24 protein-coding genes are annotated in these 23,499 nt (G+C 59.9%); 12 read left to right on the top strand and 12 right to left on the bottom strand.

Going from position 1 to position 23,499, the window contains the following annotated elements:
- Positions 1–136: 136 nt before the first annotated feature.
- The 8 genes from ACWJ62_RS08120 (at position 137) to ACWJ62_RS08085 (ending at position 6,836) form a co-directional block, all read left to right on the top strand.
- Entirely contained in the window at positions 137–1,153 is a 1,017-nt protein-coding gene (locus tag ACWJ62_RS08120; RefSeq protein ID WP_449285723.1) for a LysM peptidoglycan-binding domain-containing protein, read from the top strand.
- A 71-nt stretch (positions 1,154–1,224) separates the two neighbouring features.
- Positions 1,225–2,367: a DNA-processing protein DprA gene (gene dprA / locus ACWJ62_RS08115; protein WP_449285722.1), complete on the top strand. Its 1,143-nt coding sequence runs from the start codon at positions 1,225–1,227 to the stop codon at positions 2,365–2,367.
- Between the two features lie 45 nt (positions 2,368–2,412).
- Positions 2,413–2,985, top strand: a complete 573-nt coding sequence (locus tag ACWJ62_RS08110; protein WP_014578877.1) for an L-threonylcarbamoyladenylate synthase — start codon at positions 2,413–2,415, stop codon at positions 2,983–2,985.
- Between the two features lie 8 nt (positions 2,986–2,993).
- Entirely contained in the window at positions 2,994–3,920 is a 927-nt protein-coding gene (hemF, locus tag ACWJ62_RS08105; RefSeq protein ID WP_449285721.1) for an oxygen-dependent coproporphyrinogen oxidase, read from the top strand.
- Entirely contained in the window at positions 3,913–4,740 is an 828-nt protein-coding gene (gene aroE, locus ACWJ62_RS08100) for a shikimate dehydrogenase (protein ID WP_449285720.1), read from the top strand. Before hemF ends, aroE begins: the two co-directional genes overlap by 8 nt.
- Before the next feature lie 54 nt (positions 4,741–4,794).
- Complete coding sequence (locus ACWJ62_RS08095; protein ID WP_449285719.1) at positions 4,795–5,568, top strand: motility protein A; 774 nt, start codon at positions 4,795–4,797, stop codon at positions 5,566–5,568.
- Positions 5,569–5,572: 4 nt separating this feature from the next.
- Complete coding sequence (locus ACWJ62_RS08090) at positions 5,573–6,406, top strand: flagellar motor protein MotB (RefSeq protein ID WP_449285718.1); 834 nt, start codon at positions 5,573–5,575, stop codon at positions 6,404–6,406.
- Positions 6,407–6,518: 112 nt separating this feature from the next.
- The gene (locus tag ACWJ62_RS08085) at positions 6,519–6,836 is read left to right on the top strand and encodes a PA4642 family protein (protein ID WP_449285717.1); all 318 of its coding nucleotides are present in this window, start codon (positions 6,519–6,521) and stop codon (positions 6,834–6,836) included.
- Between the two features lie 7 nt (positions 6,837–6,843).
- On the opposite strand, the gene ACWJ62_RS08080 is transcribed toward ACWJ62_RS08085, so the two are convergent.
- The 4 genes from ACWJ62_RS08080 to ACWJ62_RS08065 all read right to left on the bottom strand — a co-directional run bounded on the left by ACWJ62_RS08080 (position 6,844) and on the right by ACWJ62_RS08065 (position 11,343).
- Positions 6,844–8,394, bottom strand: a complete 1,551-nt coding sequence (locus ACWJ62_RS08080) for a sulfatase (RefSeq protein ID WP_449285716.1) — start codon at positions 8,392–8,394, stop codon at positions 6,844–6,846.
- Complete coding sequence (mdoH, locus tag ACWJ62_RS08075) at positions 8,391–10,502, bottom strand: glucans biosynthesis glucosyltransferase MdoH (protein WP_449285715.1); 2,112 nt, start codon at positions 10,500–10,502, stop codon at positions 8,391–8,393. The genes ACWJ62_RS08080 and mdoH overlap by 4 nt, the downstream gene beginning before the upstream one ends.
- Positions 10,495–10,740 (bottom strand): hypothetical protein, encoded by a 246-nt coding sequence (locus ACWJ62_RS08070; protein ID WP_449285714.1) that lies wholly within the window; start codon positions 10,738–10,740, stop codon positions 10,495–10,497. The genes mdoH and ACWJ62_RS08070 overlap by 8 nt, the downstream gene beginning before the upstream one ends.
- 66 nt (positions 10,741–10,806) lie before the next feature.
- Positions 10,807–11,343, bottom strand: a complete 537-nt coding sequence (locus tag ACWJ62_RS08065) for a gamma carbonic anhydrase family protein (RefSeq protein ID WP_449285713.1) — start codon at positions 11,341–11,343, stop codon at positions 10,807–10,809.
- A 225-nt stretch (positions 11,344–11,568) separates the two neighbouring features.
- Here ACWJ62_RS08065 and prlC point away from each other — a divergent pair, with 225 nt between their 5' ends.
- The 3 genes from prlC (at position 11,569) to ACWJ62_RS08050 (ending at position 14,237) form a co-directional block, all read left to right on the top strand.
- Positions 11,569–13,614 (top strand): oligopeptidase A, encoded by a 2,046-nt coding sequence (prlC, locus tag ACWJ62_RS08060; RefSeq protein ID WP_449285712.1) that lies wholly within the window; start codon positions 11,569–11,571, stop codon positions 13,612–13,614.
- A gap of 136 nt (positions 13,615–13,750) precedes the next feature.
- Entirely contained in the window at positions 13,751–14,005 is a 255-nt protein-coding gene (locus ACWJ62_RS08055; protein WP_041645867.1) for a YheV family putative zinc ribbon protein, read from the top strand.
- Positions 14,006–14,045: 40 nt separating this feature from the next.
- Positions 14,046–14,237, top strand: a complete 192-nt coding sequence (locus tag ACWJ62_RS08050) for a hypothetical protein (RefSeq protein ID WP_146162204.1) — start codon at positions 14,046–14,048, stop codon at positions 14,235–14,237.
- A gap of 93 nt (positions 14,238–14,330) precedes the next feature.
- On the opposite strand, the gene ACWJ62_RS08045 is transcribed toward ACWJ62_RS08050, so the two are convergent.
- Positions 14,331–15,653: a Na+/H+ antiporter family protein gene (locus tag ACWJ62_RS08045; protein WP_449285711.1), complete on the bottom strand. Its 1,323-nt coding sequence runs from the start codon at positions 15,651–15,653 to the stop codon at positions 14,331–14,333.
- A gap of 116 nt (positions 15,654–15,769) precedes the next feature.
- A complete protein-coding gene (locus ACWJ62_RS08040) occupies positions 15,770–16,000 on the bottom strand; it encodes a DUF1653 domain-containing protein (RefSeq protein ID WP_449285710.1) in 231 nt (76 codons plus the stop codon).
- Between the two features lie 158 nt (positions 16,001–16,158).
- Between ACWJ62_RS08040 and ACWJ62_RS08035 the strand changes: the two genes are divergently transcribed.
- Entirely contained in the window at positions 16,159–17,955 is a 1,797-nt protein-coding gene (locus tag ACWJ62_RS08035) for a sensor domain-containing diguanylate cyclase (protein ID WP_449285709.1), read from the top strand.
- Positions 17,956–17,963: 8 nt separating this feature from the next.
- On the opposite strand, the gene ACWJ62_RS08030 is transcribed toward ACWJ62_RS08035, so the two are convergent.
- The 6 genes from ACWJ62_RS08030 to ACWJ62_RS08005 are packed head-to-tail and all read right to left on the bottom strand — an operon-like array spanning position 17,964 to position 23,377.
- Positions 17,964–18,350 (bottom strand): DoxX family protein, encoded by a 387-nt coding sequence (locus tag ACWJ62_RS08030; protein ID WP_449285708.1) that lies wholly within the window; start codon positions 18,348–18,350, stop codon positions 17,964–17,966.
- Between the two features lie 16 nt (positions 18,351–18,366).
- Entirely contained in the window at positions 18,367–18,816 is a 450-nt protein-coding gene (locus tag ACWJ62_RS08025; RefSeq protein ID WP_449285707.1) for a group I truncated hemoglobin, read from the bottom strand.
- A gap of 2 nt (positions 18,817–18,818) precedes the next feature.
- Complete coding sequence (locus ACWJ62_RS08020; RefSeq protein WP_449285706.1) at positions 18,819–19,694, bottom strand: DUF3034 family protein; 876 nt, start codon at positions 19,692–19,694, stop codon at positions 18,819–18,821.
- Positions 19,691–22,045 carry a putative bifunctional diguanylate cyclase/phosphodiesterase gene (locus ACWJ62_RS08015; protein WP_449285705.1) on the bottom strand — a complete coding sequence of 785 codons (2,355 nt, stop codon included), beginning with the start codon at positions 22,043–22,045 and terminating at the stop codon, positions 19,691–19,693. The genes ACWJ62_RS08020 and ACWJ62_RS08015 overlap by 4 nt, the downstream gene beginning before the upstream one ends.
- On the bottom strand, positions 22,045–22,698 hold the full coding sequence (locus ACWJ62_RS08010) for a methylamine utilization protein (RefSeq protein ID WP_449285704.1): 654 nt from the start codon (positions 22,696–22,698) through the stop codon (positions 22,045–22,047). Before ACWJ62_RS08010 ends, ACWJ62_RS08015 begins: the two co-directional genes overlap by 1 nt.
- A gap of 28 nt (positions 22,699–22,726) precedes the next feature.
- Positions 22,727–23,377: a hypothetical protein gene (locus tag ACWJ62_RS08005; RefSeq protein WP_449286160.1), complete on the bottom strand. Its 651-nt coding sequence runs from the start codon at positions 23,375–23,377 to the stop codon at positions 22,727–22,729.
- Positions 23,378–23,499 lie beyond the last annotated feature (122 nt).

Genomic DNA, 23,499 nt, shown 5'->3' with positions numbered 1-23,499 from the left:
GAAGAACAAAAGATAACATCACAATTTGCGAGACTTCTTCTATAGTAACTGGAATAACAACGTAATAAGCTGCAGGTAACTGACTGCATCCCAACAGAATGCAAAGAATCAAGGCACGCGATCAAGGACTTACACAATGAGGAAACTGCTGTACGCTCTGGCAGCAACTACGCTGCTTATAACCTCCTGGGCCCATGCTGCACCGGAGCTGCGGTCCGATCATCCCGAGCGTTACACCGTAGTTAAGGGTGACACCCTCTGGGATATTTCGGCCCGTTTTCTGAATAACCCCTGGTATTGGCCGGAAATATGGCATGTAAACCCGCAGGTCGCCAACCCTCACCTGATTTATCCCGGTGATCGCCTTGCCTTGGTTTATATTGACGGAAAGCCTCGTATTACCAAGGTTGCCAGCAACGATGTCGTAAAGCTGTCGCCCAAGGTACGTTCCGAGCCCATCGATACGCCAATCCCGGCGATCCCGCTTGATGCCATTGGCAGTTTCCTGACGGATACTCGTATTGTCAGCCCGGAAGAGATCAACGGTGCTCCGTATGTTCTCGAAGGTGAAGACGGCCGGATTATCACCGGTGCCGGCGACAAGCTTTATGCTCGCGGGGAAAAGCCTGCAGACAAGGTGGGTGTATTCCGTCGCAGCAAGGAGTTCCGCGATCCGGACACTGGCGAGTTCCTCGGTCTTGAGGCGCGCAGTATTGCCCGTGGTGATGTCGCCCGGGAGAACGGCGATGTGTTGACCGTAAACCTGACCAGCTCCAGCGAAGAAGTTCGCATTGGCGATCGGCTTATGGTGAGCGAAGACCGCCGCTTGACTACCAGCTTCGTGCCCAGCGCTCCCAGCGAAAACATTGAAGGGCAGATGATCTCTGTTGATGGCGGTGTGAGCCAGATTGGTCAGTTCGATGTGGTTGCCATTAACCGTGGCACCCGGGAAGGACTGGAAGCCGGCAACGTGATGGCCGTTCTGAAAAGCGGCAATCTGGTTCGCGATCCGGTCACCGGAGAGACCATCGAGCTGCCCTCCGAGCGTGCCGGGCTGCTGATGGTATTCCAGGCTTATGAAAAGATGAGCTATGGGCTGGTGCTGCAGGCCAACCGCGTGTTGACGGTGGGTGACAAGGTTACCAACCCCTGATTGACTGACTACCGATAGACGCAATGGCCGGACCAGGAAGGTCCGGCCTCGCTGTTTTCAAGGACGATGCCGTGTTTTCCTCTTCCGCAGCCCAATGGCTGTTTCTGACTTGCCTGCCAAACGTTGGTCGCACCCGTCGACGTGAACTGCTGACTGAATTCCCTGACCTGCCCCAGCTGCTCTCCATGAACGCTGCAACTTTGCGAGCCATGGGCATGACTGCAGACGCCATAGCCGCAATTCAGGCCTGGCAAAAGCAGGATGATGCTCATCCTGCAGTGCATGAGGTACGGACCATAATGCATGATTGCCAAAAGCATGGCATCGGTATTCTGACCTGGCCGGATACCCATTACCCGGAGCAGCTCCGCCACATTCACGATGCGCCCCTGGTGCTTTATACCCGCGGTGATACGGCGCTTCTTGCCCGAGATCAGATCGGCATCATCGGTAGCCGCAAGGCTACGCCCGCCGGTCTGGATCATGCCCGGCGTTTTGCCGCCGAACTCAGTGCCCGCGAGCTGATGGTGACCAGCGGTCTGGCGCTGGGGGTAGATGGCGCTGCCCATGCGGGGGCGCTGGATGCGGGGTGTTCCACCATAGCGGTGATTGGCTGTGGCCTGGACCGCATCTACCCTCATCAGCATCGCCGCCTGGGTGAGCGGGTCATTGCTAACGGGCTGATGATTTCCGAGTATCCACCTGGCACGCCGGCAAGGGCAGCGCACTTTCCCCAACGCAACCGGATCATCAGTGGCCTGAGCCGTGGGGTGCTGGTGGTCGAGGCGGGTCTGCGCAGTGGCTCCCTGATTACCGCGAGGATGGCGCTGGAACAGGGGCGGGAAGTCTTCGCCATTCCCGGCTCGGTGCACAGCCCGGTTGCCCGGGGCTGTCACCACCTGATCAAGCAGGGTGCCCGCCTGGTGGAAACAGTGGACGATATTCTGGAGGAACTCGGTGCCTGGTGGTCCCCGCCACTGGCAACCGAAGCGGCTGGCACCCCGGAGCCGAAGCCCGGAGGCAAGGGACCGCTGGCCGGCCTCGACCGCCGCGAAATCGCGGTGTTTGAGGCTTTAGGGTATGATCCACAGTCAACCGATGCACTGAGTTCAGCAACCGGCCTTCCTGCCGATCAGCTTATGCAGTCCCTGTTGCTTCTGGAGTTGCAGGGGCTGGTCAGCTCGGCACCGGGAGGCTTCCAGAAAATCGCCTGAACCCCGTGTGACCATCTACCCGGATCAACGTCTGGCACAAGCAGTATGGCCCATTCCCACCCCCTATCTGACTGGCAATTGCACTGCGCTCGCCGCACGGTTCTCGGAGGCGGCGTTATTGCCTATCCCACCGAGGCTGTCTGGGGGCTGGGTTGTGATCCCTGGGACCAGGAAGCGGTGGAGAAAGTTCTGGAGCTGAAGCAGCGCCCGGTCGAGAAAGGCGTGATTCTGGTGGCTTCTTCCCTTGACCAGGTCCGCTTCCTGCTGGATCCCCTTCCCCCTCTGCTCCGGGCCGAGGCCGAGCGTCACTGGCCCGGCCCCGTGACCTGTCTGCTGCCAGACCCAGAGCGACAGGTGCCGGAATGGGTGCGCGGAAAGCACAGTTCCATCGCGGTTCGGGTCAGCGAGCACCCGGTGGTGCGGGCGCTCTGTGAAGCGACGGGCATGCCCCTGGTCTCCACGTCCTGTAATCCGGCCGGGCGACAGCCCGCCCGCCATATTTGGCAGGTGCGCGGGTATTTTGGCGATCAGTTGGACTGGATCGTTCCGGGAGCACTGGGCGGTAATCGCAAACCCAGCCGTATTATTGATATTGTCAGCGGTCAGCAACTTCGTTAGGAGCGTTTATGGCACAGCAACCCGACAGCCAGGCGGTCAAGCAGTATCTGCTGGGCCTGCAGGAGTCCATCTGCAACCGTTTGGAGGCCCTCGATGATGGCGCATCGTTCATCAAGGATGCCTGGGACCGGCCCGAAGGTGGTGGTGGCGTAAGCCGGGTGATCACCGAAGGCCGGGTGTTCGAGAAAGGTGGTGTTAATTTCTCCCATGTCATGGGCGATACCATGCCGCCCTCGGCCACGGCCCATCGTCCGCACTTGGCGGGAGCGCCCTGGCAGGCCATGGGTGTGTCGCTGGTTATCCATCCCAACAACCCCTACGTGCCGACCTCCCACGCCAACGTGCGGTTTTTCATTGCCACGCCGGAGAACAGTGAGCCGGTGTACTGGTTTGGTGGCGGCTTCGACCTGACGCCTTATTATGGTTTTGAGGAAGACTGTGTGCATTGGCACCGGACAGCCAGCGATGCCTGCGAGCCGTTCGGAGAGGGCACCTACAAGCGCTTCAAGGAATGGTGCGATGATTACTTTTATCTGAAACACCGGGATGAACCCCGGGGTGTTGGTGGTCTGTTTTTTGATGACCACAACACCGGCGACTTCGAGCAGGATTTCGGCCTGATGAAAGCGGTGGGCGATAGCTACATAGACGCCTACGAGCCTATCGTCCGGCGCAGAATGGATCATCCGTTTGGTGACCGTGAGCGGGATTTCCAGCTCTACCGCCGGGGGCGCTATGTGGAATTCAACCTGGTCTATGACCGCGGCACCCTGTTTGGGCTGCAATCCGGCGGTCGCACGGAATCCATACTGATGTCCCTGCCGCCGCTGGTGCGCTGGGACTATAACCGGAGTGCCGAGCCCGGTTCGGAAGAAGCCCGGCTGACAGACTATTTCCTGACCGGGCGGAACTGGCTGGAGACCCAACATGACTAACGAGCTCTACGCGGTAGTTGGCAACCCCATCAGCCACAGCAAATCGCCGAGGATCCACAGCCTGTTTGCCAGCGAAACCGGTGAGCCGGTTGAGTATACGGCCATCCAGGCCCCGCTGGATGATTTTGCCGGCACGGTGAGGCAATTCTTTGAACGGGGTGGCAAGGGCCTGAACGTAACCGTGCCCTTCAAGGAGGAAGCCTGGAAGCTGGCGGACCGCCGTACCGAGCGGGCCGAGAATGCCGGGGCCGCCAATACCCTGTATCTCGATGATGAGGGCCGGCTCACCGCTGACAACACTGACGGGTGCGGTATTGTGCGAGATCTGGTTGTAAACCACGGTGTCGTCCTCGGGCAGGCACGCATCCTGGTGCTGGGGGCCGGTGGCGCGGTTCGTGGTGTTCTGGGGCCGATCCTGGCGGAGCATCCTGCCGCCATTACCATTGCCAACCGGACGGTTGCCAAGGCTGACGCGCTGGTTAACCTGTTTAAACCCGTGGCGGGCGAGACCGCGCTTTCTGCCTGCGGATTCGAACAGCCCCGGGAGCCTTTTGACGTGATCATCAACGGTACCAGTGCCAGCCTTCAGGGCGATTTGCCACCGCTGTCAGCTGACGTGCTCGGAGAGCAAACGGTGGTCTACGACATGATGTATTCTCTGCAAACCACGACGTTCAATCAGTGGGCGCTGGAACAGGGTGCACAGAACGTTCATGACGGGCTTGGTATGCTGGTGGAGCAGGCGGCGGAATCCTTCCGTATCTGGCGCGGCGTGAACCCTGCCACCGGCCCCGTCATTGAGGAATTGCGTAACGACTGAGCCGCTGCCCCCGGATTGGGCTATGCTCAGGGTCAACTTCCGTAGGGATTTTCGATGGATATTCTTACCCTTGTAGGGCTTGTGGCAGGTGTCCTGATCGTCATCATGGCGATGCTCGCCAATGCCTCTTTCCTGACGTTCCTGAACCTTCCGGGGCTTGCCATTGTGCTGGGCGGAACCTTCGCCGTTACCCTGATCAAATTCCGAATGGCGTCAGTCATGAGCGCCTTCCGCCTGGCCATGTCGGCGGCGTTCACCGACCGTATGGCACGGCCGACGGAGTTGATCCGGGAAGTGGGTTCGCTGGCCATGGTGGTGCGTAAGGAGGGCATTCTGGGCCTGGAAAACCACCAGACCGACAACGAATTCCTCCAGAAGGCCATCAATCTGTGTGTCGACGGCCACCCGCCGGAACTCGTGGAGGAGGCGCTGGCCCAGGAAACCCAGCAAACCGCCGAGCGGTACGAAGTGGCCGAGCGGGTGTTCCGGGGTATCGGCGAATCGGCTCCTGCCATTGGCATGCTGGGCACCCTGGTAGGCCTGGTGCAGATGCTCAACACCCTCGACGATCCGTCCTCCATTGGCCCGGCCATGGCGATCGCCCTGCTTACCACCTTGTACGGTGCGTTTATTGCCCAACTGATTGCCCTGCCCCTGGCCGACAAGCTGCAGCTGAAAGCCGAGGATGAGGCCCGGAACCAGGTGCTGATCATCACGTCCATCAAGAACATCATGCGCGGTGAGAATCCCCGGGTAATGACCGAACTACTGTCGTCGTTTGTTCACCCGGAGCAGCGCACCGGCCTGGCGCCGGAGCGGGAGGCCTGAGGGTTTGGAACTGGTCCATAAGAAAAACAGGAAGCGTTTACAGAACCAGACGCCGGCCTGGATCGTCACATTTGCCGATCTGGCCACCCTGCTGCTGACCTTTTTCATACTCCTGCTGTCGTTTGCCGAGATGGACGTGGAGAAGTACCGGGCCATGGCCAATTCCATGGCGGTCGCTTTTGGCTCCAGTAATGTCCTGGCCGATGATATCGGTGGTTCCCCGCTGACCATGATTGAATCCGAGACGGTATCCCTTCCCGAGCCAACGGAATCCCAGACCAGGGAGCCCGAATTCATTGATGAGCGCGCCGAGGGTGTCGCGCCCACCCAGATCCCCGGTGGCGTGATTGATCTGGCCAGCCGGATGATCCGGGAGCTGGAAGCGGAAGTGGCGTCGGAGGCCCTGAGTGTCAATTACGACCAGAACCAGGTGGTGATCCGCTTTTCCGAGGAAGCCACCTTCCGCTCCGGTGACGCGGCCATCAAGCCGGAGATGATTCCGATCATCGAACGGGTGGTCAATGTGCTGTCCGCCTGTACCGGCGATGTTCTGGTGTCCGGCTACACCGATGACCGGCCCATCTCCAGTGATCGCTACCGTTCGAACTGGGATCTTTCGGCGGCCCGAGCCGTATCCGTGGTGCACGAGCTGGTGATGAATCGCCAGGTACCCGCTGACCGCGTGGTGGCGGCCGGTCGTGCCGAGACCAATCCTCTGGCACCCAATGATTCGCCGGAGAACCGGGCCCTTAACCGCCGGGTGGAGATCGCGATTCGTAATCCCGAATGCAACGATGACGTCCCGACCGGCGACCTGCCGGTCGAAATCATGCCCTGAGTCTTATATCCGGCGTGCAGCTTCTCATTCGTAATCCATATAACTGTCGTGCTTTCAGGGCTTTATACTGTCCGCCGATTATTGACTGGCATAGCGGAGCGAGAGAGCAACCATGAGTGGACCGGACAAGCCAAAAGTGATTGGCGAAGAATGGAGTGATGAACGGGTCAGGAGTTTTCTGGCTATCCAGCCCTGGGATGCTGCCGAGAACGCCGACTTCAACGCCCTTTTGAAAGCCTATCAGGCCATGCGGGCCGAAGATTTCGAGCGCTTTATCGGCTTTTTTGTTGCGGAGGGTCGGGACCTGAATGCTGCAGGCCCAGACGGGGAAACCATTCTGGACCTGATTTCCCGTCATCGCCGCAGTGTCGATTATGCCAGGGCGCTGGAGAAAGCCGGTGCCAAAAAAACGACCACGGCCGGGGATTGATCGGGCTTCAGAGTTCCCCGAAATGGCGGTGTAAAAACGGGCGGAATCGGCTCATGGTGGCGCCCGCCGTCTCCGGATCTGGCCGGATACCGGGTTGAAATCCCGGAAGCTCGCCAGACAGGAAAGGTTCCACCAGCGATGGGTCGGCACTGATGACATGAACCACCACATCCCGGCTGGCATCCTCGCCGGTGATCAGTGGCGCCGGCTGATGGTCACCCAGAATGATCATCAGGGCGTCCTGGCGCAGGTAGTGGGCGGCGAAGCCTCCGGCAACCTCCAGGGCATAGGCAATCGCCTGACCGTAATGTTCCCGGACCCGGTCCGGATCCCGCCACAGCGAAACCGGCGTCTCGCCGGCACCCTCCCAGCGCCGGAACACTTCACCGTTGCCGATGCTTTGCCAGTCATCGAGCACCGGCAGGATCGGAACCCAGGGAGCGTGGCTGCTGATCAGCGCCAGCTCGGCAAACAGCGGCCCCTCATTCGCATCGCGGATGTCCTGAAACCGGTGCCAGGTGTACTGATCGGGCATGGTGACCCAGTTGAATGGTGGCCCCTGGTAATCCAGGTCATCGTGATCGTAAATCCGGTCGTACCGGAACAGCCGGCCCTCGGGCCAGGCCTGGGTGATAGCAGGCATCACGGCGACAGTGCTGTGCCCGGTACTGCGGAAGTCATCGATCAGGGTGGCATAGCCGGAGCTGAGGAGGGTTTCGTAGGCAAGCTGGTTGTGGATCCACTGGCCACTCAACACGGATAGGTGGCCGAGCCAGGACTGGCCACCCTGGATGGGTGATTGCAGTCTGCCAGTCACCACCGTTAGCCCGGCAGCGTCGAGCGACCGGCCCATGGCCTCAAGGCCCGGGCTGACGAGTGACCGGTAGCGCTCGTCGGTGACCGTCGACACCCCGTAGGACTCGATAAAACCCAGAATGACATCGGTATGTGCCAGCCTTGGCAGGGGCGATGCCCGGCCTTCCCGCCCTGGCCGCGCACTCAATTCGTTGGCAAAGTTTTGGCTTGTCTGGTGAGTATGAGTGATCAGCGAGGCCTGATTGGCAACGAAGGCCAGCGCCGGGCTGCCAATCCAGGGTGTGACGGCCCCGGCCAGAAACAGGCCGGCCACAAACCAGAGCGGTTTGCCCAGGTGCGCCGGCGAGTGATGTGCCAGTCGCTCCAGGCCATGGTGAAACAGCCAGCCCACGCCTGCAAGCAAACCCAGCAGAGCGGCCAGGGCCGCAACCGCCAGAACCGCACCCAGGTTCGTGTTGAGCAGATTCCAGGCCGCATCCAACAGGCCAACTTCAAGATACAGGTTCAGGCCGCGGCCAAGACTCTCCCGAATCAGGGCATCTGCCAGAACAAGCAGGAACAGAAACGCGTAGGCGACAGCCAGCAAACGAGCGACGCGGTATCTCCGCTCGGGTTCCCTGAGCCCGCAAATGATGGCCCAAAGGATCAGGGCTTCCAGAGAAAGCCAGGGGGTGTTACCCGGCAATGCCAGGGACGGAAACAGGAACAGCCCGTTCAGCAGCAAAAGCCAGACCAGTATCACGAAGCGACCTCAACCCAGGCGATCTGTTCTTGCCGCCGGGGCAGGGGCACCGGTACCGGCGACCCCCCTTCAACCGATTGCGCCATACGGGTCAGTGCTTCCCGCCAGGGTGATTCGTGGGAGGCATGCCAGGCGCGCCAATGCAGGGCGGCTAGCGCCTCCGGGTGGTTGCAGATCAGGCTGAGCTCCCGGTGAGTCAGGCCCCGCTTGCCTTCCGTGGCGCAGCGATCTACCAGAGACGCCAGGGCACGTGCTTTCTTGCCCCGTACTGGCGAGGCACCGGGCCTGTTCTCCCGGGCAGAGGCGGGAGACAGAACCATCTGTTCGAACCAGCCCAGGCTGCCCGGTTTCCGGTGACCCAGAGGTGTGGGACCGGCAAGATCAATCACCGTCGTTGTCCGGTAATCTTCGGGCACCGCCAACCATTGCCCTTCGCCCGGTTTTCGGCTCAGCCACCACGCCAGAGCAGGTGATAACAATACCGGTGCCAATACGGGCAGCGCCCAGGGTGTCAGCGACGGCGCGTGCCATTGAATCAGGCTGAGCGCCGCAACGGCGGAAGCCAGCAGGAGGGCAAAGTGCCGGAGGCTGAGCCCCGGCTTGGCACCGCCGGACCGGTTCTGTCCCTGCCAGCCAACTTTAATATTCGATAACGCGCAAACAACATGGAAGGTGTGAACCAGCATCCGGATGGGGGCGAGCGCCAGTGCTGCGAGCGTCTCCATCAGCGTGTTCGCCGAGAGCCTGAGCAGCCCGCCAAACCGGGTAGTCCGCTTTGCCATTGCGTGGTCCGTTATTGCAAGAAGCCGGGGGCCGAAAAGCAGCACCGCGGTGACTGACACCAGCAGAAAGCCCGGGGCCGAGCCCGTGTCTGTGGAGGCCATCACGCCCGGCAGCGCCGGTTCGGGTGTCGGATCGGCCAGCGCCACATAGCCTGACAAGCCCAGGAAAATCAGCCAGAGCGGAGAGGCCAGGTACGAGAAAATTCCGGTCAACAGGGCCATCCGGTGGGCGAGCCGGATCTTCCCCAGGGTTGCCAGTAGCCAAAGATGCTGGAGGTTACCACGGCACCAGCGCCGGTCTCGGATCAGGTCATCCTCGAGGGTTGGCGGTGATTCTTCAAAACTGCCGGCGATGGCAGGTTCCAGCCAGACCTCGTAGTCGGCCCGGCCCATCAGTGCCGCCTCGATAAAATCATGGCTGAGTACAGGCCCCCGGAACAGACCGGGCCCGCGAAGCTTGCGAAGACCACAGTGGGCCATGAACGGCGCCACCCGGATGATCGCATTGTGGCCCCAGTAGGTGGCCTCTCCCAGCTGAATGGCGGCCAGTCCGGCTCCGTAAAGCCTGCCATAACAGCGGTTGGCGAATTGTTGCAGACGCGCAAACCGGGTTTCTGCCCGGGCAAGGCGGGGTGTGGTCTGGATAATCCCTGCTTCGGGCCGGGCCTCCATGAGCTGTATCAGGCGGGTAATGCAGTTGGCACTGAGCAGACTGTCGGCATCCAGAACCACCATGTAGCAATAGCGCCGGCCCCATCGACGCAGGAAATCGGCGATGTTGCCGCTCTTGTAGTTCAGATTGATGTTGCGTCGCCGGTAGAACAATTGCTGACCGGGCGCCAGCTCTGTGCGTATCCGGTCGCAGGTGGCCTGTTCCTCGAGCCAGATTTCCGGGTCCCGGCTGTCCGAGAGCACATAGAAATCAACGGATTCCTGTTGTCCCGTTCGTTCGAGATCCCGGATGATCGCTTTCAGACCGCCGAGGGTGCGCTGCACCGGTTCATTGCAGACAGGCATCACGACGGCTGTAGGCGCGACCGTTGTTTCTCCGCGCGTAGGCTGCTGAACGCGGCTGGACAGACTCCAGGGGTCGCCGCCAAAGCGAAGCGCAAAAAAGCCAAAAACGGCGGTCCAGAAGCCCACGCCGATCCACGCAAAAAGGAGCCCGAAGACGGCCAGCAACATGGCAGTTGTTCCGCCATTCGCCTGCTCCGGCACCGTCTGGGCAAACAAATAGACGCCGGCCAGGGTTTGAGCGGCCACCAGGAAAACAAGCAGAAGGCGTCGCCGGAACGCGACCGGGCGCCAGCACGCGGCGCTATTCACGAGGGTAACCGATACTGGCCCGGGTAATGGGTGGCAGAGGGCGCCCCTGGCATGGCCCGGGCAGGGTAAACCACTCCGGCATCCGCGCCAGCAATTGCCCGTTGCTCAACGCCGGGTTTTCAGCTGCGTGCACCTGCAGCATGCTGTGCAACCGCTTCCGGGTTTCAGGACCGGTATCGTGGCCTGCCGCGCGCAGGTAGAGCAGTGCTCGATCAAACGGTTGGTCTGGTGTGTCCACAGTGGTCTCCGGGATGTGAGGTTACCCCGAAAGATACGGCCACGGCGGTGACTTCAGACCACTGGCTTACTGATCGTTAAGATACTCATCCTTGAGGCGGACATAGTTGGCGGCGGTATATTTGAAGAACCCGCGCTCCTTCTCCGTCAGCGCCCGGGCTTTTTTGCAGGGCGACCCCACATAGAGGTGCCCGGATTCGAGTGTCTTGCCGGGCGGAACCAGACAGCCTGCGGCGACAATCACCTCATCCTCCACCACGGCGCCATCCATGATAATACAGCCCATGCCGACCAGAACCCGGCTGCCAATGCTGCAGCCATGCAGCAGCGCCTTGTGGCCTACCGTTACATCATCGCCAAGCGTGAGCGGATAACCACCGGGGTTGTAGTCACTGGCGTGGGTGATGTGCAGAACCGACCCATCCTGGATGCTGCACCTGTGTCCTATGCGGATTTCGTGCATATCGCCACGAACCACGGTCATCGGCCAGATGGAAACATCATCGCCGGTTTCCACATCGCCAATTACCACGGCACTTGGATCGACCCATGCCCGTTCCCCAAAATGTGGCGTGATACCCTTGTGTGAACGTATATTCGTCATTACATAGTACCTGTTCTATTGAAATTGCACGCGTATACCCGGAGGCCCGGGGCGCCTGTGGGAGAGGTCCTTCCAAAACTGTCTGTCGCCATGGATGGCGACAGTCAAGCGTCACATGGACGTGCCGCCAGGAGCGTGTTTTGGAAGGACCTCTCCCACAGGTGCCAGCCCCAGAGAATTAAGAAACCAAACTACCCAAGATTCGACGAACTGAGAAGGGGACCTATGAATAACCCGTTACTGACTGACGACCTGTTGCCGAAGTTTGACCATGTCCGCACCGAACACATGGAAACGGCAATCGACCAGATTCTCAGTGAAAACCGGATGAAAATCAGCCAAATCGCAGAGCAGGACGATCCCACCTGGGAAACCCTGGCGCAGCCGATGCAGGCGCTGGATGACAAGCTGAGCAACGCCTGGTCGGTGATTTCACACCTCAATGGTGTGATGAACAACGACGAGCTGCGAAAGGTGTACAAGAACTGCCTGGAGAAGCTCACCGAGTACAGCACCGAGGTGAGCCAGAACTCAGCCCTGTGTGACGCCTACAAGAAGCTGGCTGATCGGGACGATTTCAAGAACCTGAACGAGGCCCAGCGCAAGTCCGTGCAGAACACGCTCCGGGACTTTCACTTGGGTGGTGTGGACCTGCCGGAAGACAAGAAAAAGCAGTACGCCGAGTTGTCCCGGGAGCTGTCCGAACTGTCCAACAAGTTCAGCGATAACGTGCTGGATGCTACCCAGCACTGGTTCAAGCATATCACCGACGTCGATGAACTCGCAGGCGTCCCCGAGACTGCGATTGAAAGCGCCAAACAGGCCGCTCGCCAGAAAGACCTGGACGGCTATGTCATTACCCTGGATTTTCCCAGTTTCTTCCCGGTCATGACCTACGGTGATAACCGGGATCTGCGCCGGGAGGTTTATGAGGCCTTTGTGACCCGCGCTTCCGACCAGGGCCCGGATGCCGGCCAGTGGGACAATACCCCGGTGATGGCGGAAATCCTCAAGCGCCGTCACGCCCAGGCCAAGCTGCTCGGCTTTGACAACTACGCCGAGCGCTCCCTGGCCACCAAGATGGCCCGCAGCAGCGACGAAGTGCTGGGCTTCCTGAACCAACTGGCGGCCAAGTCCAAGCCCCAGGCCGAGAAAGAATTTGCCGAGCTCAAGGCGTTCGCGAAAGACGAGTTCGGCGCCGAGGAACTGCAAGCCTGGGATATCGGCTATTACAGCGAAAAGCTTCGCCAGAAGCGCTACGACATCTCTCCGGAAACCCTGCGTCCCTGGTTCCCGGTGAACAAGGTAGTGCCCGGGCTTTTCCGTGTGGCTGAGAAGCTGTTCGACGTCCAGATTGAAGCGAAGCCGGAAGTGGAAACCTGGCACGAAGATGCCACGGCGTATTGCATCAGCCGCAACGGCGAGCCCCTGGCCTGGTTTTATCTCGACCTCTATGCCCGCCAGGGCAAACGTGGCGGTGCCTGGATGGCCGATTGCCGGGTGCGCTGGCGCAACCTGCGTGGCACGCTTCAGCTCCCGGTGGCTTTCCTGACCTGCAACTTTACACCGCCGGTCAACGGCAAGCCGTCGCTGCTGACCCACGACGAGGTTACCACCCTGTTCCACGAATTCGGCCATGGGCTGCACCACATGCTGACCCAGGTCGATGTCCTCGACGTGTCCGGTATTAACGGTGTCGCCTGGGACGCAGTCGAGCTGCCGAGCCAGTTCCTGGAAAACTGGTGCTGGAATCCGGAATCGTTGGGGTTGATCGCCTCGCATCACGAGACCGGTGAACCGCTTCCGGAGGATCTGCTGCAGAAATTGCTGGCGGCCAAGAACTTCCAGTCCGGCATGGGCATGGTACGCCAGCTAGAATTCTCCCTGTTCGACTTCCGCCTGCACGCGGAATTCACCGACGAAGCGCCCACAAATCCGCTGGATATGCATCGCAAGGTGCGCAGCGAGATTGCGGTGGTGGAAGCCCCGGAATTCAACCGCTTCCCCAACTCTTTCTCGCACATCTTTGCCGGTGGCTATGCGGCTGGCTACTACAGCTACAAGTGGGCGGAAGTGCTGGCGGCCGATGCCTTCTCCCTGTTTGAGGAGAAAGGCATCTTCGACCCCGAAACCGGCAATGCCTTCCTCCACAATATCCTGGAGAAAGGCGGCTCACAGGAGCCCATGGAACTGTTCAAGGCTTTCCGGGGTCGTGAACCGCAAGTGGATGCGTTGCTGAAACAAACCGGCATCGCTGACGAAGCTGCCTGAGACCATGGTGTCGGATTACGCTTTGCTAATCCGACCTACGTGATATCGGTGGCAAGACAGAGCTGATCAATGTAGGTCGGGTTAGGCTGAAGGCCGTAACCCGACAACCACTGCCCAAATTTACGGGAGTTTTAAAATGGCGAGTCCAAAACGTTTTATCGCCGGCGCCGTCTGTCCCCGCTGCGCGGAGATGGACAAGATCATGATGTTCACCACCGACGACGATGATCAGGTTCGCGAGTGCGTGGCCTGCGGCTTCACAGATGCAGTGTCTGACGCCGAACAGCCGTCCAACCCCGAGCTCGAGACGCGGGTGAACAAGCGCAAGAACGAGGACGATCACACGGTCAAGCAGGTCGTGTTCTTCAAATCTTCTGCCGACGACGAGTAAGCTGTTCTTCCTAGCCTGCAGGTTTGCGGGCGGAGAGGCCATGGGAATGCTTTTCTTCTGGGGAAAAGCAACTCGCTTCGCTCAGACATCTTTTCCCCGCCAGAAAAGCACACCCACACCCTCTCTACCTGACTCAAAAGATATTTCTTCAGAACAAGATCTTTTCAGCGATATCCGTGAGTTCTTATGTGAGGGGGCCGGATTATTTTTCCCGCCGGAAATTGATGTCTGAGCGCAGCGAGTTGCCATTTCCAAGGGAAAAATAATCCGGCCCCCTCGCAATTCCCCTCAACACGAAGGCTACGAGGGACGGCAAACTCCAAGCTCAGAGAACCATAGCCGCCAACCACCCAAAGCCAAGCAACGGCAAATTGTAGTGCAGGAACGTCGGCACCACGGTATCCCAGATGTGGTTGTGCTGGCCGTCGGCGTTCAGGCCGGCGGTGGGGCCGAGGGTGGAATCGGAGGCCGGGGAGCCGGCATCCCCAAGGGCGCCGGCGGTGCCGACCAGGGCCACGATCGCCAGCGGACTGAAACCCAGCTGCAGGGCCAGGGGCACGTAAAGGGCCGCGATGATGGGGATGGTGGAGAAGGACGAGCCGATACCCATGGTGATCAGCAGGCCCACCACCAGCATCAGCAATGCGGCCATGGCCTTGTTCTCGCCGATCACGCCCACGGAGCTGTCCACGAGGCTGGCGATTTCACCGGTTTCCCGCATCACTTCGGCAAAACCCGACGCGGCGATCATGATGAAGCCGATCATGGCCAGCATCTTCATGCCCTCGGTGAACAGATCATCTGCCTCCTTCCAGCGCACCACACCGGACAGGTTGAAGAGCACGAAACCGGCGAGGGCGCCCAGGATCATGGAGCCCAGCCAGAGCTGCACCACGAAGGCGGTGACGATGGCCAACAGGGCCATAACCAGGGTGCGCGGGCTGTAACTGGTGTTTACCCGTTCGGCTTTGGTAATGGTTTCCAGGTTATAGGTGCGACCACTGCGGTAGCTGAAAAAGACCGCAATCAGCAAGCCACACAGCATGCCCAGTGCCGGCAGCGCCATGGCTTTCATGACGCTCAGGCCGGAGGCATCGACGCCGTTGGCGTTGATCTTGGCGATCAGGATTTCGTTCAGGTAGATGCCGCCGAAGCCGACGGGCAGGAACATGTATGGGGTGATCAGGCCGAAAGTCAGCACACAGGCAACCAGGCGGCGGTCCATGTTCAGTTTTGCCATCACGTAGAGCAGCGGCGGAACCACCAGGGGGATGAAGGCGATGTGGATCGGCAGGATGTTCTGGGACGAGATGGCAATGGCCAGCAGCAGGCCGATGATCAGAAAGCGGATGCCGTTTACGGCGGTGCCTTCTTCCTGGCGGCCCACCAGAGCCAGGGCCCTGTCCGCCAGCGCGTGAGCGAGACCGGACTTTCCGATGGCAACGGCGAAGGCACCGAGCGTGGCGTAGGACAGTGCCACGGTGGCACCGCCGCCGAGGCCGCTATTGAAGGCTTCGATGGTGGCTTCCAGGGACATTCCTGCAATCAGGCCACCGGATACGGCGCCGATGATCAGGGCAACAACAACGTGGATGCGGCACAAACTCAGGACGAGCATAATCGCGACCGCGGCAACGACGGCATTCATGGCAAAACTCCGGGTAGGAATTAACGGTTGTTCCGGCCCCTTGTGGGGGCCGGCATCATGAAAAGCGCGGTAATGTGCAGGAAATGGTCGCGGTAGTCAAAGCGGTTGTGTAACGGTCAGGCTTCATCGAGGCGGGCAAACCGGGGCACCTGTTCGCCGGCAACTTCCACGGTTTCCCGGAACATGGTCAGAGGACGCACCCAGAGGCTGTAGTCACCGTAAAGGCAGCGGTAGACCACCATCTTCTCCTCGGTCTCGCTGTGCCGGGCAACGCCGATCACTTCATAATCCTTGCCCTTGTAGTGTCGGTATTTACCCGGACGTATCTCGTTCTTGCGCTCGGTCATTATTGGCCTCAATGGATTCGGGCTATGCTGGCCCTATCGTTGCGGAGGACGTAGCACGCGCAACCGTCTAAACTGAAAACAATTGCAGGGATGCGTACGACTCAGTCAGGGCCTGAAAGTGTAGATTACCCGGACGGGCCCGGAAACCGGAAACAGCTATGATGCGGCAGTTAACCTGCATCCTTCTCGTTTTATTGTCGCTGGCGTGTCTGGTCAGCACGCCTGTTCAGGCTGCTCCCGTCGCATTTGACTGGCTGGAAGCGCCCGTGGATGAGTTGGCGCTGGAAGACGTTCGCGCCCTGCCCCCGAGCGACTGGCAGACATCGGGCTCCAGTGAGGTGTTCAACCGTGGCTTCAGCGATGGCAGTTTCTGGCTGAAAGTCGAGATTCCGCCTGACCCGGCGAACCGGGTGATGGAAATTGGGTATCCGTTGCTGGATGAGGTCTCTGTGCACTGGGTCCTCAACGGTGAGCTGATCCAGACCCACCACACCGGCGATACGCTGCCCTTCAGCAGTCGCCCGATTCACCATCGTAATTTTGTTTTTCTGGTACCCTCGAATACCGAGCCGGTCACCGCCTTCGTGCGAGTAAAAACCCTGGGTTCCGTGCAGATTCCTCTGGAAGTTATTCCGTCTGCGGAATTCCTCGCCAATGAGCAGTTGTCCTACGGTTGGCAGACGATGTTTCTGGGCATCATCGTGGCCATGGCGCTGTATAATCTCTTCCTGTTCGTTATCGTGCGCCATTCCACCTACCTCTGGTATGTGCTGACGGTTGTGTTTACCGGGCTGGTTCAGCTCAATTTCAATGGCCTGCTGTTTCAGTGGCTGTGGCCGGATGCTCCCGGTATCAACCGATATTTCACCATTCCGGTTATCTGCTTCGCCCTTTTCTCCGCCATTATTTTCGCAATCCGCTTCCTGCACATTCGGCACTACAGTCTGAAAAGCTATCGGTTCCTGCAGTGGGTTCTGACCGCTATTTTCGCCTGCTTCTTGTTCGGTCTTTTTGGCAGTTATCAGACCGGCATTGTGCTGGTTAGCGGTATTGCGGCAGTGGTTACTCTGGCAGCCTGGTTCATCGGTTTTCTGGTGTGGCGCAGGGGCCAGGTGCTGGGTGGTTTTTACGTGCTGGCCTGGACGCCCCTGCTAATTGGCCACTTGATTCTGGCCGTCAGCAAGCTCGGTATGATGCCGCGCAGTTTCCTTACCGAGTTCATGCCCCAGATTGGCGTGGCGCTTGAGGTGGTTCTGCTGTCCTTTGCCCTCGCTTACCGGATCAATCTGGAGCGTCGCAAACGCCACGAGGCCCAGGAGCAGGCGCTGGCGATCCAGCAGCAGGCCAACGTGACCCTGGAGATGCGGGTTCAGGAGCGCACCGACGAACTGGAGCGCGCCAATGAACAGCTCAGGGCGATCAGCCTCACCGATGGGCTGACCCACGTCGCTAACCGGCGCCGGTTCGATGAGAAACTGCAGGATGAGTGGAGGCGGGCTCAGCGACAAGGTCATCCGTTGAGCCTGTTGATGCTGGATATCGATCATTTCAAGCGGGTAAACGACGAGCTGGGCCATCTGGTGGGCGACGACTGTCTGACCGAAGTGGCTGCCTTATGCGCGGCAGAAGTCCAGCGATCCGGGGATTTGTTGGCCCGCTATGGCGGTGAGGAGTTCAGTATCCTGCTACCGGCAACACCGGAAGAGGGGGCGCTTCGGGTAGCCGAAAAGGTACGCCAGGCGGTGGCCCGTTCGCCGGTCTATTTCGGCGAACGGGTGGCCCCGGTCAGTCTCACCATCAGTGTGGGCGTTGCCTGCGTGGTTCCAGGCCCGGATATGGAACCCCAGGAACTGATCCGTCAGGCCGATGAAGCCCTCTACGCGGCCAAGGAATCCGGCCGAAACCGCGTCATGCTCGCCGATGATTTCAGGGCCGCGAACGCGCCCGTCGCCTGAGTCGCCAGTCAGTTCTTCAGCTTGTAACGCCCCGGCCCCAGGAAAATGACCGCCACGGCCGTAAACAGGAAGAAACCCTGCAGTTCCAGCGCCCAGCCGCCACTGCGGCCAAGGCTCAGAAGCTCGTTGCCGTGAACCAGGATAATGGCAAACAGCATGTTGAAAATGATCAGCAGGGCGCCGATCCGGGTCTGATAGCCCAGGACCACCATCAGAGGTGCGATGATTTCGCCTATAAATACTCCGTAGGCAAGAAAGGTAGGCAGGCCGTGGCTGGCCAGTTCGCCTTCGATAAAACCAACACCGTTAAGCAGTTTGGCAATGCCATGGAACAGCATCAGCCCGCCCAGGGTCAGGCGGATAATCAGTTTTCCCAGATCAGCGTTTTCGAGCAAGGTTCGGGTCTCCGTTCTATAGGTTGCGAATGTCAGGATACAGCGGAAGAAGCTGTTTGATCAGCCGGTTCTGGGCGCCCGTGGGAATATCGTTCTTCTCCATCGCCAGGATCAGGTTTTCCGCCAGGGCATTGAACTGGGTGTCGGTGATGGCCATGTCGGAATGCAGTTCGCGCATCTCCCGCCCGGTGTAGGTGCAGGGTCCGCCACTGAGCTCGCACAGCTGATCCGTGAGATTGTGGTGGAACTGGGCGACATCCATGCCTTTGAACTGTCGGTTGATGCGCTCATCCTCGACGATCAGGTAAAGCAGGTCCTCCACCACGTTTGCGATGCCTTCCCGTTCACCGAGCTGCTGATACAGGGTTTCATCAGGTTGACTGTTCAGACTCTGGCAGCCAGCCAGAACCACGGTTGTCCCGAACAGCAGAGCGGCGATCAGAAGCTTGAGGTTCGGTTTTGCCATAATCAGAAACTCCCCTGCAGCGACAGATACAGACCTTGCTGGTCTTCCAGTGTGGCAACGTCACCCAGGTTGACCAGAGCGCCTGTGACCGCCAGGCGACGGTCCGGAACCCAGGCGACAAAAAGGTCCCACCAGTCGTCTTCGGTGGCAAAGCTCAAGTTGTCCGGCTTTTGCCGGTATTCGGCACCTACCAGCCACTGACGATTCAGGAAAAGCCCGACGATGCCCTCCATCATCAGTTCGTGGCTGTTGTTACGGTCCCCGCCAAAACCCAGCAGTCCGCCCTGGTTGGCTCGCGTCCCCCGCGCGGTCAGATTTACCAGCAGGTTGCGCTCCATCAAGGCGGCAAAGAACAGCTTGCTGCCACTGACATACACATCGGTGCCACTGTCATCCCGGGCACCGATCGCCGACGGCACTGTGAAATCACGCTGGCGCTTGTACTGCAAACCCGCAGACCACTGGCCCCAGGGGCTGTACAACACATCACCGGCAAGCCGAACCTTGGCGCCGAAAATATCCTGGTTCAGCTCGTCCTGTTCCAGGCCGAAGCCGTCTTTGAGGGTAAACGCCAGGCTGTCCAGATCCAGGATCTGCCGCGCCACGGTGAGCTCCAGCCGGTTATTCCAGTTCAGGCCGGCACCGGTCACCGAGAGCGAGTAATCGTCCACTTCGGCCCGGCTGAGTGCCAGGGTGCCGCCCCACTCCTCGTCGCTGGCGTAGCTTCCAAGCAGTGCCCAGGGCACCAGGCCGCCGCCGGCACTGCCCTCAATGGTGGTAACGCCCCCGGTCGCCCAGATCCGGCTGCCAATATCGGCGCCGGCCACCGGTGCGATCAGTAGTGCCATGGCCATTGTCACCAGGCATCTTGCTGTCATTCTGAATACTCCGGGTTGGTATGGGTCAATTCCTCCCGGCGTTCAGCCAGGGCGCGGGCTGTTTCAGGCAGGTCCTCCGGTGCGACCGGACGGCTCAGGTAGAAGCCTTGGGCCAGGTTGCAGCCCCAATGCTGCAGAAGGCGCCAGGCCTCCAGGTTCTCGATGCCTTCGGCCACGACTTTCAGTCCGAGGCCATGGGCCATATCAATGGTGGAACGCACAATCAGCTGGTCCTGGGGCTCGGTATCCAGCTTGAGCACGAACGACTTGTCGATTTTCAGCTCCTGTACCGGGAGCTTGCGCAACTGGGACAGCGAGGAATAACCGGTACCGAAGTCGTCTACCGACAGGGTTACGCCGAGCTCCCGGAGCCGGTTCAGTGTCGCCATCGCCTCTTCCGGGTCTTCCATCAGGGCGCTTTCGGTGACTTCCAGGGTGACCCGCTCCAGATCGTGATGCCAGCCATGGAAGGTGTCACCAATGTGTTGGATAAGGGCGGGCCACGTCAGGTCCATGGCGGACAGGTTGATGGCGACGCCTGCATCTACACCCTGTTCGTGCCACCGCCGGGCATCGCTGGCGACCCGTTGAAGGATATGGGCGGTCAGATCGTGGATTTGTCCTGACTGCTCGGCAAGAAAGATGAACTCCTCCGGGGATATGAAACCCAGCTCCGGGTGAATCCAGCGTACCAGGGCCTCCACCTGAACCAGCTCGCCGGTCTGGCTGTTCAGTTTTGGCTGATAGTTCATGTGCAACCCGTTATTCAGGATTGCGGCGTGCAGATCGGTAACCAGTTTCAGTTCCCGGAGATGACTTTCATCCTGTCCGGGCTTGTAGCGGGTGAAGGCTTCGGGATGGGCCTCGGCCTGCTCGAAGGTGAGATTGAGCCGGCGACGCAGGGCATCGGTATCCGAGGCATCTTCCGGCAGTTCCATGGTGACGATGGTGACCCTGAGGGAGAAGGGGGTCTGGTCTACCTGCAAGGGAGATTCGATGAGCGCGTGCAGTTGCCGGATTCTGTCACTGCCTTGCTCCGGGGGCAGTGAAGGAATCAGGGCCAGGAATTCGCCGCCGCCGGTGCGGGCAAGGATGCGGGCGTCCGGGAGTTCCTGCTGCAGGCGCTTTGCAATATCGATCAGGACCTTGTCGCCGAATTCCAGCCCCAGCGTGTCATTGATGTCGGAGAGGTCGTTGAGCCGGATCCCCACCAGTGAACCCGTGCCACGGTTTTCAAACAGTTCGGCGGCCTCCTGCATCAGAGCGTTGCGGTTTTTCAGTCCGGTGACGTCATCGTGGGTTGCCGCATAGCGGATCTGGGCTTCCCGTTCCCGAAGGCCAGACAGCATGTCCCGCAGGGCGTTCCGGAGCTGGGTCAGTTCGCCGCCGGCCCGGATTGCCGGTGCCTGGGGCGTCGTGCCCTCACCGATAGCCCGCGCGTAGCTTGCCAGCTGCAACACCGGGCGCCCGAGGTTTCGGGCAATGACCAGCGCCAGCAGAATGGCGAAAATCAGGATAGCGGTCACCAACAGGGCAATTTCCACCGCTCGTTGGTAGTAGTTCTGGAGCGTGGCATCACGGCTGATCAGGAGCACGGCCTGGACGGCGGCGGGGTCTGATTCGCCCAGGTTGATTATCCGGGTGAAATAACCGGCACTTTCGATGAAATTGGCGTTGCCGGATGCGTCTGAAAGCTCCTGTTCCAGCTTGGCATCGATGCTGGTGGTGGCGGCAAAACTGTTCAGGCTGTCGTTCTGGTTCGATCGCGCCCGGAAGATCACCGAGGTGCCACTGAGCCGGGCGATGACCTCCGCCAGGGACTGGTCCATGGCAAAGCCGCTGACCAGCGAGGCCCGAAGCCCCGGGGCTTCTATCGGGATGATGAGAATCTCGTAGCCCCTGCCATCAATGGCCCGAAGTGACCGGGTAAATCCGTTGCGGCGGGTGCTTGTCAGCTGTTCCTGGCTGACTGCAGGAAAAGAGTTTTGCAGGGTCGAGGCCAGGGGCTCTCCCTGACTGTCCAGCAAGAGCGCGAAGTCGGCACCCACCCTGCCGCTGTGGTTTTCCAGGGCACTGTCGATGGTTGCCGGGTCGCGGCTGGCAATGGCGGAGCGAAAGCCGAAATCCTGCACCACAACACTGAGCCGGGACAGTTCCAGTTCGGTTCGGCGGTCAATGACCTCGTTGGTCAGCCGCTCCCCGATAGCCAGCTGTTCCAGTGCCCTGCTTTTTTCATCCTCGAACAGGTACACCATCAGCAAGGCGACGATCACCAGACTGACCAGCGCCACCAGCGAGATCATGGCGGCAATAAGCCGGCCCCGGAATCCGAGACGAGATACCAGACCCATCAAAGTTCCCGAAAGCGTTGCTGGAGACGGTCCAGCGAGCCCTCTTCGGAAGGCTCGGGCTCAAGATTGAGGGTGACGATTGCGGGCTCGCTGTCACGTTCGATTTTGCGGGTGACCGGGCGGGTGTTATCTGGCAGGCGTGGGTGCCAGATCTCAAGTGTCACCTTGTCCCGGCGGCCCTCGCTGGCCAGAGTGTCGAGCGACAGAGTGACCCGGCCGGAGGCATCCGTCCGGCCGATGGCAGCGGTGTCGGTGACCACCACAAAGCCCTGCATGTGATCGTGAATGTTGCATCCCAGTTCAACGATGCCCGGCGTGTCGAAAACAATTGGAGCCGCCGGGCGGTCGGCGTAAAGTTCAATGTTGAAGGTTTTCGCCGGCGAGAAGGAATACACGTGGTGCTGGGTATTGTCGCGATTCGGAAAATCCACGCTGGAGCCGACTGGCACCACCAGCACGTGCGGATGGAAGGCGCGATCCTTCTGATAGATTTCGGCAGAAACCGGGGTTGCCGGACGGGTGCTGTCTACGGAAACCACAGCATTGGCCACGGGCTCGGTGCTGCCATCCAGGGTAACGGTGACGGACAGCTCATAGGCGTTGGCTGTTACTGATATGGCAGGCATTAACAGGCCCGCCAGTACTGCAATCACTGATACTCTCATTAAACCTCTGAACCTGTCAGGCCAGGCCGGAACCGAGGGAGAATCGAATGTGGTTCCTTACCAGCAGATTTTCCCAGTAATGCCGCATCCAGTCCCACGCGGCGTTGTTCACCTGCTCGACAAACGGGTCGAGGTTCAGCTCGTAATAGTCCGGCGTGCCGGCTATCTGCAATACGGTTACGGTGATGGAGTCGTCCAGCTCGTTGGCAAAGGGCTCGCCGATAAGCTGATGAGCCAGAAGATTAGCACGAGTTGCTTCCATATCCACGATTTCGCTGGCTCGGGTACATCGGTTGTTTTCGTACATTTCTTCCATCAGCCTGTGGCAAAGGTAGGCGCGGATCAGCAGGCCATCGAGACCGTCATAACGCACCAGGAGCGCTGATGGCTGGGTGAAATAGCGAATGGCGGCAGTCACAAAGGGCTCAAACAGATCGGCTTTTCCGGCTTCCCGGGCACAGGCTTCAACGCACTCGATCAGCCTTGGTGCCATTTCGATGTACTCAACCACGAACTGGAACAGGCAGGTGGCGGGCTGATAACCCTCAATAGTGACCGCAGACGGCAGCGCGGCAACCTTTTCGTGAAGCTGTCGGAGGAAGGTCCCGGAGCGGGCTTCCTTGCGCCGCGCCTGGTCAATAATCTCAAGGACTACCTGTGGTGTCATTTCAGGAGAAGCCAATGTCTGAACGAATTGAGGTCGCAAGGCGCCTCCCGTTGTTAGCAACTGATAGCAACGAGTTCCGGGGCAGGAGAAGAGGGCTGGCTACCACATCGTGCCTGCCTGTT

The sequence above is a fragment of the Marinobacter sp. PE14 genome (assembly GCF_053566155.1).
This window is presented reverse-complemented; position numbering and strand designations above follow the sequence as displayed.